Annotated in this window: 14 protein-coding genes; all 14 read left to right on the top strand. The window is 38.1% G+C overall.

Features of this window, described 5'->3' with window-relative positions:
• Nucleotides 1–97: 97 nt before the first annotated feature.
• The 14 genes from HMAT_RS19865 to HMAT_RS19800 are packed head-to-tail and all read left to right on the top strand — an operon-like array spanning nt 98 to nt 16,078.
• Nucleotides 98–2,632 carry an SLBB domain-containing protein gene (locus HMAT_RS19865; protein ID WP_104384616.1) on the top strand — a complete coding sequence of 845 codons (2,535 nt, stop codon included), beginning with the start codon at nt 98–100 and terminating at the stop codon, nt 2,630–2,632.
• Nucleotides 2,633–2,635: 3 nt separating this feature from the next.
• Nucleotides 2,636–3,709 carry a lipopolysaccharide biosynthesis protein gene (locus HMAT_RS19860; protein WP_104384615.1) on the top strand — a complete coding sequence of 358 codons (1,074 nt, stop codon included), beginning with the start codon at nt 2,636–2,638 and terminating at the stop codon, nt 3,707–3,709.
• Nucleotides 3,710–3,723: 14 nt separating this feature from the next.
• A complete protein-coding gene (gene pseB / locus HMAT_RS19855; RefSeq protein WP_104384614.1) occupies nt 3,724–4,737 on the top strand; it encodes a UDP-N-acetylglucosamine 4,6-dehydratase (inverting) in 1,014 nt (337 codons plus the stop codon).
• A 2-nt stretch (nt 4,738–4,739) separates the two neighbouring features.
• A complete protein-coding gene (pseC, locus tag HMAT_RS19850) occupies nt 4,740–5,924 on the top strand; it encodes a UDP-4-amino-4,6-dideoxy-N-acetyl-beta-L-altrosamine transaminase (RefSeq protein ID WP_104384613.1) in 1,185 nt (394 codons plus the stop codon).
• A complete protein-coding gene (locus HMAT_RS19845) occupies nt 5,921–6,439 on the top strand; it encodes a DapH/DapD/GlmU-related protein (protein WP_104384612.1) in 519 nt (172 codons plus the stop codon). Before pseC ends, HMAT_RS19845 begins: the two co-directional genes overlap by 4 nt.
• On the top strand, nt 6,436–7,131 hold the full coding sequence (gene pseF / locus HMAT_RS19840) for a pseudaminic acid cytidylyltransferase (protein ID WP_104384611.1): 696 nt from the start codon (nt 6,436–6,438) through the stop codon (nt 7,129–7,131). Before HMAT_RS19845 ends, pseF begins: the two co-directional genes overlap by 4 nt.
• A gap of 1 nt (nt 7,132) precedes the next feature.
• On the top strand, nt 7,133–8,116 hold the full coding sequence (locus tag HMAT_RS19835; RefSeq protein WP_104384610.1) for a hypothetical protein: 984 nt from the start codon (nt 7,133–7,135) through the stop codon (nt 8,114–8,116).
• The gene (locus tag HMAT_RS19830; protein ID WP_104384609.1) at nt 8,113–9,114 is read left to right on the top strand and encodes an NAD(P)-dependent oxidoreductase; all 1,002 of its coding nucleotides are present in this window, start codon (nt 8,113–8,115) and stop codon (nt 9,112–9,114) included. Before HMAT_RS19835 ends, HMAT_RS19830 begins: the two co-directional genes overlap by 4 nt.
• On the top strand, nt 9,111–10,256 hold the full coding sequence (locus HMAT_RS19825; protein ID WP_104384608.1) for an ATP-grasp domain-containing protein: 1,146 nt from the start codon (nt 9,111–9,113) through the stop codon (nt 10,254–10,256). Before HMAT_RS19830 ends, HMAT_RS19825 begins: the two co-directional genes overlap by 4 nt.
• Nucleotides 10,246–11,301 (top strand): pseudaminic acid synthase, encoded by a 1,056-nt coding sequence (pseI, locus tag HMAT_RS19820; protein WP_104384607.1) that lies wholly within the window; start codon nt 10,246–10,248, stop codon nt 11,299–11,301. The genes HMAT_RS19825 and pseI overlap by 11 nt, the downstream gene beginning before the upstream one ends.
• Nucleotides 11,291–12,760, top strand: coding sequence for a lipopolysaccharide biosynthesis protein (locus HMAT_RS19815; protein ID WP_158656025.1), 1,470 nt, complete (start codon nt 11,291–11,293; stop codon nt 12,758–12,760). The genes pseI and HMAT_RS19815 overlap by 11 nt, the downstream gene beginning before the upstream one ends.
• On the top strand, nt 12,761–13,822 hold the full coding sequence (locus HMAT_RS19810; protein ID WP_104384605.1) for a hypothetical protein: 1,062 nt from the start codon (nt 12,761–12,763) through the stop codon (nt 13,820–13,822).
• Complete coding sequence (locus HMAT_RS19805) at nt 13,815–14,843, top strand: hypothetical protein (protein ID WP_104384604.1); 1,029 nt, start codon at nt 13,815–13,817, stop codon at nt 14,841–14,843. The genes HMAT_RS19810 and HMAT_RS19805 overlap by 8 nt, the downstream gene beginning before the upstream one ends.
• Before the next feature lie 35 nt (nt 14,844–14,878).
• Nucleotides 14,879–16,078 carry a hypothetical protein gene (locus HMAT_RS19800; RefSeq protein ID WP_104384603.1) on the top strand — a complete coding sequence of 400 codons (1,200 nt, stop codon included), beginning with the start codon at nt 14,879–14,881 and terminating at the stop codon, nt 16,076–16,078.
• The last annotated feature ends 15 nt before the right edge of the window (nt 16,079–16,093 follow it).

Raw genomic sequence — 16,093 nt, 5'->3', positions numbered from 1 at the left:
AAATCTGTTTCTTGCCACTTGAAAGCTTTCTGTGTAATTTTTTAAACGATTTAATTAAATAGTTTTACTAATTTTGCGGCAAATGCCAATATATCGAATGAAAAAAGTAATTTTATGGTTTTGCATGATCGGATTTGTGGGGTCAGTATACGCACAGACCAATCCTGCCAATATCAAAGTAGATAATCTGACAGATGCCCAGATTGAGCAATATGTAAAACAGGCTGCGCTAATGGGTTATGATGAAAGCCAACTGGACGGTTTTGCCCGTGCACAGGGGGTGTCTGCTGTTGAAGTGCAAAAACTAAAAGATCGTTTGGCGAAAATTAGACGTAAGAAGCAGCAACCCGATCAGTCACAGCGAAATAATACCGCCAATAACACAGGCTGGACAGCTGGCCGTCAAGTGGGAGGAGCAAATACGACAGATTCCTTACAAAGGAAACGTACTAATAATCAGGATTCCGTTCAGCAAGACGATGGGAAACTAAAGATTTTTGGCGCGGATCTGTTTAAAAATAATAGCATTACTTTCGAACCCAATCTTCGGATGGCCACACCAAGCTCCTATATCATTGGTCCTGATGATGAGATTTTATTGGACATCACAGGTGATAATGAGGCCTCTTATACGCTTCCTGTCAGCCCAGATGGAATGATCAAGGTGGAATATGTTGGTCAAATTAATGTTGCGGGCTTATCGATCGCTGCGGCGAAGAGTAAGATTGAACAACGCTTGATCAGTACTTATCCTGCCATCCGTTCAGGAAGGACCAATGTCAGTGTGACAATCGGTAATATTCGTACCATCCGTGTTACCTTGACTGGAGCGGTTACTCGGCCGGGCACCTATAGCCTTCCCTCTTTAGCGACGGTGTTCAATGCACTCTATGCTTCTGGAGGTCCCAATAAAAACGGTACCTACCGTCAAATCCAGGTGATCCGTGGTAATCGTGTAGTCAGCACAATTGATGTGTATGATTTTCTGGCTAATGGTATACAACAGGGTAATATTAGATTACAGGATCAAGATATTATCCATATCCCTGTATACGGTGCACGCGTGCAGTTTGAAGGTGAAGTAAAACGACCGGCTATTTTCGAGACCGTGGCTGGTGAATCCTTATCCGATATCTTGCGTTATGCAGGTGATTTTACGGAGAAAGCCTATACAGCTAAGATTAAAGTATTGCAAACAACAGGACGTGAACGTAGTGTGCAGGATGTCTATTCCGATCAGTTTGCAAATTATACCCCTAAGGGCGGAGATCAATATATTGTCGATCCGATATTAGAACGTTATGCCAATCGAGTCTCTGTTCTGGGTGCGGTATTCCGCCCCGGTATATTTGGTTTAGAGCCAGGCCTGACACTCAAGCAAGTGCTTGAAATGGCCGATGGTGTTCGTGAAGATGCCTTCTTGGAGCGAGGTATTATCAACCGTCTGAAAGCAGATAACACATCCGAGCTGATTAACTTTAATATACGGGAAGTATTGGCCGGTATAGCAGCTGATATTCCATTGAAGCGTGAAGACAAAATTGAAATTGCTTCTATTTTCGATTTACGGGATGAATATAAATTTACCGTTCAGGGAGAGGTACGTTACCCTGGTGATCTGCCTTTCGCCAGCAATGCAACTTTGGGCGATGTTATCCAGAAAGCGGGCGGTTTTACCGAAGCGGCTAAAAATGCGCGTGTCGAGATTGCCCGGAGGCTTAAACAGCATAATGCTGATGATCACAGTTCTTCGCAAACTATTTTAGTTGATATCAAAGATGGTGTCCTTACCGATCCGACTATCACTTTACAACCTTACGATGTTGTTTCCGTCTTAGGAGATGCTGGCTTCCGTACACAGCGACAAGTGACGATTGAGGGTGAGGTCTTGTATCCTGGTATTTATACTATTTCACGCGAAGATGAACGGATTTCTGATATCGTCAAGCGGGCGGGTGGATTGACTACCTATGCTTATACCGAGGGCGCTTCTTTAAAGCGTACGGGGATGTCCAAACTGAAAGCGGAGGAGAGAAAACAAAAAGAACGTCTTCGAAAGGAGCTGGAGCAAGATAGCCTTGGCGAAAACGGAAATAATACTCCGAAAAATCAATTGGATAGGGATTTTGACGAGGAAAATGCGGACAATTCAAACGCCAAAAACACCGCTTTGGCCAAAGTGTCTCAACAAGGAATGTCGGCTTCGGACATCGAACCCAGTGATCTTGTCGGAATTGAGTTAAATAAGATTTTGGAAAATCCTTACCAACGTGGTGATTTATTGGTATTGGATGGCGATATTATTACCGTACCAAAAGAACTGGAAACCGTTAAAGTGGCCGGTGAAGTATTGAATCCGAATAATGTGGTCTACATAAAAGGTAAAAACCTCAAATATTATATCAATCAAGCAGGGGGATTTACAGATAATGCATTAAAAAAACGTGTCTTTATCCAGTATGCCAATGGTGCAGTTAAAGGAAAAGATGGGGGCTACCCTGATGTTAAGCCAGGAGCCGAAATTATTGTTCCAAAAAGAGCTCCCCGTGAAAGGCTTAGTTCCCAAGCTTGGGTGGGTATCGGAGCTGGTGTAGCTTCTACTTTGGCAATTATTTTAAGCTTATTCAAATAGCATATGAATAAAACGAATAACCAGGAGATGGTAAGCTTGAAGGATCTGGTCCTTGGTCTTAAGGATTGGATGAGGTATATCCTATCCAAGTGGTATTTTTTTGTCATTGCAGTTTTAATCGGTGGGAGTATCGGCTATTATTATGCGAAATCCCAAGAGCCGATGTATACGGCAACTACGACATTCGTATTGGAAGCTGGAGAGGGAGCAACTAATACTGGCGGCCAGATCGCAGGTTTAGCAGCTTTGGCAGGGGTGAATTTAGGTTCATCTGGTGGCGGTATTTTTCAAGGAGATAATCTTTTTGAGTTGTACAAATCCCGCAAAATGATTGAAGCGGCTTTGTTACTCCCATCAGTTAGCGATAGTTCAATGCTTATTTGGGATCGTTATTTAATGATGACCGATGCACATAAACGTTGGAAAGAACATCAACCAACCTTACTGGAACTAGACCTAAAGAAGCCAGTTCCAGACAGCCTATTGCGCAGTCGTGATAGCTTATTGCAAAAAGCAGTACTAGATATCAATAAGAATTACTTAATTGTGGATAAACTGGATAAAAAATCTTCCTTGATTAAGATCGATGTTAATTCCACAGATGAGATTTTCTCCAAAGAATTTAATGAGGCCCTGGTTGCCCAAGTCAACGATTTTTATGTAAAAACAAAAACTAAAAAATCGTTAGATAATATTGCGATTCTACAACATAAAGCAGATTCGGTCCGTGCTGTTATGAATGGTAATATCGCTACAAACGCTCTTACAATAGATGTTACTCCCAATCTAAACCCAACAAGGCAAGCTCAGCGATTAATTCCCACACAGCGGTCGCAGTTTTCTGCAGAAACGAATAAAGCGATGCTAAGTCAGATGATACAAAATTTAGAATTATCTAAAATGGCCCTGATGAAAGAATCACCTTTAATTCAAAAAGTTGATGAACCAGTATTTCCACTTTTAGTGGAACGACCTAGTGCGCTGAAATCATCTATAGTTGCCGCTTTTATAGTTGCTTTCTTAACATTTGTTATATTGGTTGTAAAAAAGTGGTATACTGAAATTTTGAAAAATTAATGAAATACTAAATAATGAATTTAGATAATAAATCGATACTGATTACCGGAGGTACTGGTTCACTTGGCAAAGCGTTGGTAAAACATATTATGAGTAATCACCCTGAGGTGAAGCGTCTTGTAATATTTTCACGAGATGAGCAGAAGCAATTTCAAATGGCTCAGGAATATCCTAATAGTCAATACCCTCAAATCCGTTTCTTTATAGGGGATGTTCGTGATAAAGATCGACTTGTAAGAGCAATGAAGGGAATCGATTATGTAATACATGCGGCAGCAATGAAACATGTTCATATTGCCGAGTACAACCCTGATGAATGTGTCAAGACAAATATTCAGGGGGCTCAGAATGTTATCGATGCATGTTTAGAAACTGGAGTCGAACGTGTAGTGGCTTTATCGACAGATAAAGCTTGTGCGCCTATTAATTTGTATGGAGCGACTAAGTTGGCTTCAGATAAACTATTTGTTGCTGCAAACAATATCCGGGGCAACAATCCGATCAGATTTTCTGTCGTACGATATGGTAATGTCATGGGGTCAAATGGTTCTGTGATTCCCTTTTTTATGAATAAGAAAAAAGAAGGTATTCTCCCGATTACTGATCCGAATATGACACGTTTTAATATTTCATTACAGGGCGGTGTTGATATGGTTATGCATGCTTTATTTCACGCATGGGGTGGGGAGATATTCATACCAAAAATTCCATCCTATCGTATTATGGATGTTGCTGTTGCCATTGCTCCGGAATGCGAGCATCGTGTCGTCGGTATTAGACCGGGAGAAAAGATTCATGAGGAGATGATTACGCCCTCGGATTCATTTTACACCTATGATTTAGGCAAATATTACACGATCTTACCAGCGGTTCCAAAATGGGACTTAACAGATTTCCTGGAAGCTTTCCGGGGAGAAAAAGTAGAAGCGGGGTTTGCCTATACTTCGGGTGCCAATTCAGCTTGGGAAACTGTTGACAGTTTACGAGCTTTGATCAGAGAACATGTTGATTCATCTTTCGAGCTATAATTATGTCCAATCAAGCTATTCCTTACGGCAGACAGCATATCACAGAAGAAGATATCCAAGTCGTCATTGATACCCTGAGGTCAGATTATTTGACACAGGGCCCTAAAATCAAAGAATTTGAAGATAATTTTGCAACTTATGTCGGGGCCAAATATGCCATAGCCGTATCCAATGGCACGGCAGCATTGCATTTATGTGCGTTAGCATTAGGTGTAAAAGCAGGAGATAAAGTAATTACAACACCAATTACTTTCGCCGCTTCAGCTAATTGTGTCCGTTATTGTGGAGGAGAGGTTGTTTTCGGTGATATTGATCCAAAGACCTATTTATTGGACATTGCCTCGGTCAAAGCTTTACTGGAAGCTTCTCCTAAAGGTACATATAAAGGAATTATTCCGGTTGATTTTGCTGGTCGAGCGGTGAATTTGGAGGAATATAAAAAACTTGCCAAAGAATACAATCTCTGGATTATTGAAGATGCTTGTCACGCTCCCGGAGGTTTTTTTATCGATTCAGATGGCGAAAAGCAATTTTGTGGAAGTGGCAATTATGCTGATCTGGCTATATTTTCATTCCATCCTGTAAAACATATTGCGTCAGGTGAAGGCGGAATGATAACAACTAACGACGAGACGCTTTATAGGAAACTATTGGCGTTACGTACACACGGTATTGTAAAAGACAACGATCTTTATGAAAATACAGTGGCATTTGCGGGTGGAGAAGAAATTTACCCCTTATGGTATATGGAGATGCAGGCGCTTGGCTATAATTATCGTATTACTGATTTTCAGGCAGCATTAGGAAATAGTCAATTAAAAAGAGCAGACGAAGGCCTTGCAAAAAGAAGACAGATTGCAGCTCGATATCTAGCTGCATTTTCAGATCTACCCTACATCAAAGGTCAGTCCGGTTCTATTGAAGGACATGCGTACCATTTGTATGTTGTGGAGGTAGAAGATCGGCTTGGATTATATAATTTCTTGCGAACCAAAAATATATTCGCACAGATACATTATATTCCCTGTCATTTAATGCCTTATTATCGCCAATTTGGATGGAAAGAGGGTGATCGTTTGCATTCCGAGCAGTATTATAAACATTGCATCAGTTTACCGATGTATCCGACCTTAACGGAAGATGAGCAGTATGAAGTTATCGAGGCGATTAAAGATTATTACAAATGAATGTTAAGTTAGCTGTTTGGGGCGATAGAATTGGGCCTGACATTGGACTTACGCATTGGATGTTACATTTTAGATCCCTAACAAATTTTTTTCTGCTGGGTAAATTTGGTCAGGTCGGAAAAAATTTTCAGATTCGGCCATACGTAAGTATTGTTGGTGGTAAAAACATTCGCATTGGTAATAATGTTACCCTGCGATCATTTACACAGATACATGCAGGAAAAACTGCACAAATAGTTATAGAAGACGATGTTTTGATTGCTCCTGGTGTATTTATCACTACCAATCAACATAATTTTGAGGATATTTCAAAACCAATTAGGCTTCAAGGGGGAAACTCAAATGATATTCGGATCAAGCGTGGAGCATGGATCGGTGCAAATGCGATCATTATGGATGGGGTAACAATTGGGCGTAATAGTGTTGTCGCAGCAGGAGCTGTCGTGACTAAAAGTGTACCAGATTTTTGTGTTGTCGGTGGAGTACCCGCTAAATTAATAAAAACGCTAGCATGAAAAATATTTGTATCATTCCAGCTCGTGGTGGAAGTAAACGAATCCCTAGGAAAAATATCAGGAATTTTCTGGGCAAACCTATCATTGCGTATTCTATAGAAGCGGCTTTAAATTCAGGTGTGTTTGCCGAAGTAATGGTTTCGACAGATGATTTGGAAATTGCGACCATTGCTAATCAATATGGTGCAAAAACGCCATTTCTTAGGTCCTCCAAAAATTCAGATGACTATGCCAGTACCACGTCTGTTATAAAAGAAGTATTGGCGAATTATGCTGCTATAGACGTTTTTTTTGATGGTTGTTGCTGTATCTATCCTACGGCCCCCTTTATCGTTCCAGGTAATTTAGTTCAGGCAAATCGCTTGCTTGTTAGTGGAGCTGCCGATTTGGTGATGACTGTGGTTGCTTATAGTTTTCCGATTCAAAGGAGTCTGATCATTAATTCATCCCAGACATTAGCTTATAAATATCCTGATCAACGCTTGATGCGGAGTCAAGATCTTGAGCCCATTTATCACGACGCAGGCCAATTTTATTTTTTTTTAATAAAGCAATTCGAAGCCAGAGATAGTATTATGAGTGACCGGGCAGTTCCGCTTATACGCTCAGAGTTAGATGTACAGGATATCGATAATGAATCTGATTGGATGATAGCTGAATTGAAGATGAAGTTAAGATCAGCGCATACATAATATGATGAATATTGGTATATATGTAGAGGGAGGGCACTACCTGGGGTTGGGTAATGTGTATCGTATGATTTCACTTGCGAAGTCCTTGATGCAAGAACCTTATATTCAGGTGTGTTTTATAACGACAAGTGACGATGCCATCCCTGAGTTAATCAGGAGTCATGGTTTTGTAAATGTAATAACACAAATTGATTTAACTGCTGTGCATGCATGTTTAGCACGGCTGAATCTAGCGACATTGATCGTTGATGTTCTAAATGTTGACGTTAATTTTATTAGCGAGGTAAAAGCTAAGTATTTTTTTAAACTGGTATTATTTGGTAATAATAACGAAGCAAATGATTTATCGGATCTTGTTATAAATGCGATTATTTCAACAAAACAGTTTCGCAATGAAAATTATATAGATAAGAATAATACGCATTATTTGAAAGGCCCGAAGTACCTTACTTTACGGGATGAATTCGAATTTCAGGGTTATCGCCATGCGAATGCGATAAAAAATGTTCTGCTTTTATTTGGGGGCAGTGATCAGGCCAATTTAAGTTTTAAAATTTTAAGGGATTTATTGGCAGATGACCGAGTAAAGCATTTGAATTTTACGATAGTAACAGGTGCAGCATATATTAATGAAGGCAGCTTGGAACAATTTGGTACGCGGGAAAATGTTAACATTTTAAAAAATATTACTAACGTAAATGAGGTTATGCTTGCGTGTGATTTTCTATTTACATCTGCAGGAACCGCATTTTTTGAAGGATTATATTTAGGGATTCCTTCCGTAGCTTTTTTTCAAAATAATGCACAGAAGGAGGTGTTCGGAGATTTTTTTAACACTTATGAATACGAGAATGTTCCTTCAATTGTCGAACTTATGATGGAAGTATATGGTGACTATGCGCGTTTTTGTAGAGGTGTTAGCGATTTAGAAGTTGGTAGAGGAAAAAAAGAAATTGTAGAAACGATATTAAATTTGAGGAAATGATTATAGTTATAGGCGGCACGGGCTTTATAGGTGCTTATTTAGTCGATGAATTAGTAAAAAATGGAAAGAAGGTCTTTGTTACAGGACGTAATAAGGCTGTGCTGGATCATTATAAAAGTCTTGGTATAGATTCATGCTATTTGGATCTAAGTGATAGCACATCATTCCATCAACTGCCTAATAGCGGAATTGAGGCCGTCGTTCTTTTAGGTGCGCATTTGCCCGCAAATGTACAGGATTACAACCCGCAGGATTATATTGATATCAATATTTCTGGCACATTAAATGTGTTGGAATTTTGTCGTACAAACCATATTGATACGATTATTTCGACTACATCCTATTCTGATGTACGTACACTCTGGTTGAAGGATCAGCCAATCGATGCAGATGTACCACGCGAAGCTATGTTTAAAGGAGACCATGCGGTCTACTCAATTTCAAAGAATGCTGCAACGGATTTAATCATACATTATAGTACAGAATATGGTATGAACGGCAGTGTTTTTAGATTACCGCCAGTGTATGGTTATGGCCCTCACTCCGTAATCTATGTGGACGGCAAATATTACAAATCGGGGTTCCAGGTGTTTTTAGAGAAAGCAATGGTTGGGGAAGATATCGAAATATTTGGCGATCACACTGCTTCACGTGATGTTGTCTATGTTAAGGATGTTGTCCAGGCATTTGTGAAAGCTATTTCCACGAAAAATGCGCGTGGCGTCTATAATATTACTTCGGGAATATCTACGTCACTTGTGGAGCAAGTTGAAAATATCGTAGAAATATTTGGTCCAAGTGATAGAAAATCCAAAATTCATTTAAATGCAGATAGACCAAATACCAGTGCGAGTTATATTTTTGATATTTCAAAAGGCACTAAAGATTTTGGTTACTCGCCAAATTATGTTCCTTTTACGCGTCTTTTACAGGATTATAAAGAGGAAATGACGAGCAAAAAATTTGATTTTTTAATTAATTCTAGGGTTAAATCATGAAAGAAAAACTTCTGATACTCGGAGCCGGTATTATTCAGGTACCGATCATAGAAAAAGCCAAGAGCTTAGGCTATGTTGTTCTTGTATTGGATGGAAGTGCTGACGCACCGGGAATGAAATTGGCAGATTACAGCTTTGTTATCTCAACATTAGATTCAGAGTCGGCGCTACAGATTGCCAAGGAATATAAAGTTGACGCTGTTCTTACAACTTCCGATTATCCCGTTAATGTTGTCGCACAGCTATGTGAACAATTAAATTTAATTGGAATAAGCCCATTTGCTGCTGCAGTGTGCACGAATAAATATTTGCAGCGTGAGTTGGCACTTCAATATGCTATTAAGTGTCCAAGGTTTGTTAAGTTAAATTTCAATCAATTAGCGGATTATATTGTTCCGTTCAATTATCCAATTATTGTAAAACCGTTGGATTCATCAGCAAGTAGGGGTATCACTATTGTTTACGAGGAGACAGCCTTGGCACAGGCCTATCGTGAGGCTGAACGTTATAGCAGGACTGATGAATTCTTAATAGAAGAGTTCATTGGCGGTAAGGAGTACAGTCTAGAAGGGCTTGTGCAACGGGGAGAAGTACACATCTTGGGGCTGACAGAGAAGTTTTTAGAGGATGCCGAGGGATCACACTTTCCTGTAGAGATAGGTCATATCTGTTCAGTTGCCTTTGATCGCCCTCTGCAAGAAGAAATCTCCAGATTTGCGGCGATGGTGGTGAAAGCGTTTCAAATTGATAATAGCGCACTTCATCTCGAGTTCAAAATATTGGATGATCAGATTTATTTGATCGAATGTGCATGTCGACCCGGAGGGGATTTTATAGCTTCGGATCTAATCCCATTGTCGACCGGGATTGATATGTTGGCATCACTCATTAAAATTGCCATGGGCCAAGACTTAACGATTGAAAGATCGGTTGAGACTTATGCCGGTATTAAATTTTTGGATCGGAGTAATTACAGGCGGTTGACCTCCTACTTACGTGGATCTCCTCCTGCTTCGATTTCGAAATATAATATTGAGGTCTATAAAGATGTACCATTAAAAAGTTCATTGGATCGCTTGGGGTATTTTATCGCTAGTGATAATAGTAAAGATAGGTTAATTGAAATACTAGATGGAAAATAAAAGAAAATTCGATTACACGCAGTTTAAAGAAAGTGGAGAATTATTCATTATTGCAGAATTATCTGCCAACCACAACAATGATTTTGATTTGGCAATCAGGACAATTGATGCTATTGCTGCTAGCGGAGCAGATGCGGTTAAAGTACAGACTTTTACGCCGGACTCGCTTACGTTGGACGTGGATAATGAATATTTTGGACCAAGAAAAGATGGGCTTTGGAAAGGGAAGCGTCCTTATGATCTATACCAAGTTGGAATGCTACCCTTCGAATGGCATGAGAAATTAAAGAAACATGCAGAATCTTTAGGCTTACTTTTCTTCTCCTCTCCTTTTGATTCGAATTGTGTCGAGTTTTTGGAAAGCCTAGACGTTCCTATGTATAAAATTGCGTCAGCTGAAATTACGGATATAGACCTGATCAGGGTGGTCGCAAGTAAAGGAAAACCAGTTATTATTTCAACGGGTATGGCCGGGTTGGATGATGTCGAGTTGGCGATTGAAACTTGTTTATCTGTTGGTAATGATCAAGTTATTTTATTGAAGTGCACTTCAGAGTATCCAGCGCCAATAGAAATGGCTAATCTTTCCACTATACCGATGTTGAAGGAAAAATTTGGCGTCATTGTAGGTGTATCCGATCATACTATGGGCAGTATAGTGCCGACGGTTGCTGTTGCCATGGGGGGGCAGGTGATCGAAAAACATATTATATTATCCCGAGAATTAGGTGGCATTGATTCTCAATTTTCAATGGAGCCCGTTGAATTCAAAGCAATGGTTGACTGTGCACGTATGGCCGCAAAGTCGGTTGGACAGCCAGTACTTGAGTTAAGTGAGAAAAATAAGTTCAGAAGAAGGTCTATTTTCGTTTCCGAAGATATCATGGCAGGGGAGGAACTATCGGTTGATAATGTGAGAGTTGTTCGGCCGGGGCATGGGCTTGCTCCTAAATACATGAAGGATCTGATCGGGCGAAAAGTAAAATATTCAATTAAGAAAGGAACGCCATTGGATTGGAATATGTTGATCGAGGATGATGAATAAATTTAAGCAAATAATTACTGCTGTATTTAGAAATAATGTCGTTCTGTATCTCTTTAGTAGGTATTTTACGTTTTTTCTTCAGTTTCTAAATTCTTTGTTTTTAGCTAGTAATTTAGGTCCCTACTACCTCGGTATATGGGGTTTTTTTAGTTTGTCTCTACAATACATCTCTTTTTTAAATTTCGGCATTCAACAGTCCAGTAATAATTATTTATCGCTCAAATTCTCGAATGAAAAATTGCGCGGAAAAATAGCAGCCAATGCGTTGAATCTATTAGCAATCCTATTTGGCATATTGATTTTAGTGGCGGTGGGATTTAGATTATTTGCATACGATTTTGCTGAAAAATATCACTTTTCTACACTATATATTCCATTGCTGATAGCTGGGATAATGAATCATCTAATTGTTTTCTTTTCCAATATATATCGTATTTATGGTAAATTTTTAAAAATTGCACTGAGTCAATCTTTGTCTGTCTTCCTCACCTTGTTAGTCGTATGGCGATATAAAGGGGCCTATCTTTTAGAGGTTTTAGTATTCATCCAGGTTGCTTCGGCGATTTTTTCGGTTATTTTATTTCTGATAGGTCTACCTTTTAGAATAAGATTGTCTTTTAATACCTATTGGTTGAAACGAATAGCTATTAAAGGACTGTATATGTTTTTTTATAATTCCTCCTTTTATTTTATGATGCTAGCTACCCGTTCATTTGTAAGCAGTTATTATGAGGTTGAGGAGTTTGGTTATTTTACTTTTGCTTTTACCTTAGCAAATACCATATTGTTATTATTAGATTCAATAAATTACGTTATCTATCCAAAAATATTGAACCGTTTTTCAAAGATGGAGCAAAGTAAGGTGGTTACCGAACTGGGCTATATTCGATCCTGTTATACGACCTGCACACATCTTCTGGCACATACTTCTATTGTATTTTTTCCACTCTTTCTATATTTATTCCCAAAATATGCTGAAAGTCAAAATGCGTTTCGTCTTATTATATTGACTGTTATTTTGACTACCAATGCATTCGGTATCTCAGGATTTATTATAGCAAGAGGTAAGGAACGTAGCCTCGGGCTAATCGCTTTTTCTTGTTTGTTATTGAACTTAGTCTGTAACTACTTTCTCGTCATTGTGTGGCATGTCGGATTCGAATATGTGATTTTATCTACTGCTTTAGCCTATCTGGTTTACATTTTCGGGATTAATTATTTTGGCTTGACTCTAATCGGCGATAAGCTTAATTTGCGGGAATTACTTAATTTTACATTTAATGCCAAGCTTTTATTACCTTATATATTGAGTTTAGTCTTTGTATTTTTCAACTGTCCCAATTATTTCTATATATTATCTGTGTTAGTTTTTGTGGTTCTTAATCTCAGTAATTTTAAGCAGATCGTTGCGATGGTAAAGCGTTTAATTTTGGATCCGAGTATATTTTCCTTAAAATAGATGATGAAACTGTTTTTTAAGACAATGGTATTTTCTCAGGCGTTGGGGCTACTTTTTCTGCTTGCAGGATGTGGTAAAGAAAAACCGTGGATCGATTTGCCAGAGATCCCCCTAGTAGAAAGTGAGTATATATGCGAAGTTTTAGATAGTGCAATTGTATATCATACGGCCCCTTATAATGCTTTTACTGATCTTGCTTTTTATGATGGAAGTTTTTATTTAACATTTAGGTCTGCGAGAGAGCATGGATTTGATAGTACAAGTTCCATTAAAACAATGCGTAGTAGGGATTTCATTCGTTGGAGTGAATTTTCCAATAATCTGGAAAAAGGTCTTGATGTTCGAGATCCTAAATTTTTATTGGAAAGAGATCAGTTATATTTGAACTACACGACTATAAATCCGAATATTCCTATAAATAAAAAGCAATTGCGCATCTTTAAAATCGACACAGGTGATAAAACCAGCTTGTTTAGTGGTAATTATAAGAGTAGCGATATCTGGTATTGGTATACTGGCATATTTCAGAATGAAAAGCTTAGTATGGGATATAAAGATAACCATGTTGCTTATTATCAAGTACCACAGTCAAGTATACCTTATCCCAAATGTGCGCTAGATCTACCAAATTCTGCCTCCGAGGCTAGATTTGTTACAAGCCAAAATCGTATGTATTCGGCTATAAGAACGAAATACAAAGGTATTCTGGCAGTTTCTGATTTGTCAAACATTTGCACTGCAAAATTATGGCAATTGCCCGTCTATCAGTTAGGCGGACCCAACATAACTGTCTTCGATGAAAATCATCTTCTTATTTCGGGAAGAGAACTTCTTGAAAATAACAACTCTGGAAAAAATGTTAAAACATCCTTGTTTTTATTCAATACAAAGCGAAATACAATATCAAAATTGCTAGAGTTGCCCTCTTTTGCCGATAACGGATATGCCGGACATGTAATTAAAAATGATACCATATTTGTCAGTTATTATGATCTACATGTACCAACGGGAAAGGCTGTCATAAAAACAGCGCGTATCAAAATTGTAAAAAAGCATGCATAAATTAAAAGAATTTCTAGCTAAAATAGTTGACCGAAACAGGATATTGCGCGCGTTGTTTACCGCTTATAAATGTGCCCAAAATCAAGGTTTTAGTGCAGAAGTTGATCGTAGGTCTAAAATTTCTATTTTTGACTACAAAGCCCTTGCAAAAGAGCTTGTCGAATATCCTTACTTCTATATACCAGATTGTAACTATTATGGTTTGTATCACCATTTACTGGGTTATGCTGGCCTGGGGAAAGAAGATCTTAATTTGATACAAAAACATTATTTTTATATTGAACATGGGCTAGTTTTAGGTACCTATGCTAACCAATATAATATGGGGAAAGCAAAGTTGATAACAACATTAAGCCCAGTCCGTAAATCCTATATCGATGGTATTGTTAATGGTGTTCCAACGTATGTAATCGGGCCTTATATTCATTATTGTCCGAGTTTGTTATCTGCGGATGAAATTATTGCACAGAAGGCAGCACTAGGAAAAGTATTATTGGTTATACCATCGCATTCTATTGGGTCCGTTACTGCGCAATTTGACGAACGGTCATTTATTTCATCCATACATGAGAAAATGGTCGGATATGATACAGTAATTGTATGCCTTTACTGGAAAGATATTGATAATGGAGTAGATGCTATATATCTAAAAGAAGGATTTAAGGTGAGCACGGCAGGGCATCGCGATGATTTGAATTTTATTCCAAGGCTTAAAAGTCTACTGTTGTTAGCTTCCGAAATATTTACCAATAATCTAGGGACACATTTAGCGTATGCATTGGAGGTTGGGGTGCCCATTAGTATATATAAACAGAAGGTAAACTATAAAGAGGTTCAATTCTTTAAAAGCAATCAAGATATCCTTAAAAATGAACAAAATGTTATTTCCTCTCGATTTGACAGGAAACAGATAGAGGATGCTCTGGCAAATGACGACCGTCTTGTGTTAAATCAGTATTTTGGCCTGGATCAAGTAAAGAGTCCGGTAGAGATGCGGAAGCTTCTATTATCAATTAAATAGATAATTAAGATAGATCAATCACGTTATTCATAGAAATGAAAGAGCTTAACCTTTTTAAAATAATCTCACTGAATTTATTGGTAATAGCCATATTTGACTCTTACACAGTGTACAGTGAATTCATTGTTTTAAAATTGGCTATTTATATGCTCAAGCTGTTGAATGTGATCGGTATTTTTTATTTGTTGCGGTTCAATACAAGGCAAAATTACCTTTGGTTGATGTTAATATTGCCCATATTATATCTATATCTATCCAAAGATATTTTACTAAGTGTTCAGCTATTTTATTCAGCTTTTTTACCTGTATGCTGTTTTATATTGCTGCCTGACGAATATAAATATGAAATTGCTTTAAATTATATACGGTTTTTTTGTGCCCTGTGTCTTATCGGAATACCTATTTATATTTTGGTCAACGTTGGGCTCCTACCAAGTTTATTTACGTATGCAAAAGGTGAAAAAATCTATTATAATTACTTGCTTGTTTATTGGGGACGTGAAAACCTCCAATACCGATTCAATTCTATTTTTGACGAACCGGGGGTGATCGGTACGCTTGTTCCCCTAATCTATTTTTATTATCATCAACAATTAGCGCGCTGGCAAAAGATTACGCTAAATATTGCAGGTGTTCTCAGTTTGTCCATGTTTTATTTTATAACGATTGTTCCGGTTCTATTTTTTTCTGACCTGAGATCTATTTCAATAAAAAAAACAGTACGTCGCGTTGTTATTTTTATCTTATGCCTGATTACTTTTTATTTGGTGCTTAATTTTGTAGCGCTTTGGACGGAGTCTAATCCTGTACTGGCCTTAGCAGTATACCATCGTTTTGAGTGGGCTGGCAATTGGATCGTTGGTGTTGTTAATAACCGCGATCTTGCTATACCAGGATTTGATGAGTCATTTAATAAGTGGAATAATTACCGTAATTTAGCTTATTATTTCGGTTACGGAAAGGATTATATGGTGGAAGTTTTTGATGGTTCTACATTGTCCTATCGGACAGTTTTGATTGAAAAAGGTACGATCATTGTCTTTTATTTATTAGTATGCTTTTCGCTGATGCATCAGCCCCGTTATAAGCTTTTTAATTTAATTTCAATTGTGTTTCTTATGGCTGTTTTCTTTCAAAGGCCTACATTACATGCCATAAATTATTTTTTATTGCTATATGTGGGATTATATTTATATAAGGGGCCTGATGAAAAACATTTAAAACAAGAGGGATAGGAAAGAAATACGTTA

The sequence above is a fragment of the Sphingobacterium sp. HMA12 genome (assembly GCF_002933815.1).
In the GTDB taxonomy this organism is placed as follows: Bacteria; Bacteroidota; Bacteroidia; order Sphingobacteriales; family Sphingobacteriaceae; genus Sphingobacterium.
Note: the sequence above shows the minus strand (reverse complement) of the source record. Positions and strands in the feature narration are given on the sequence as shown.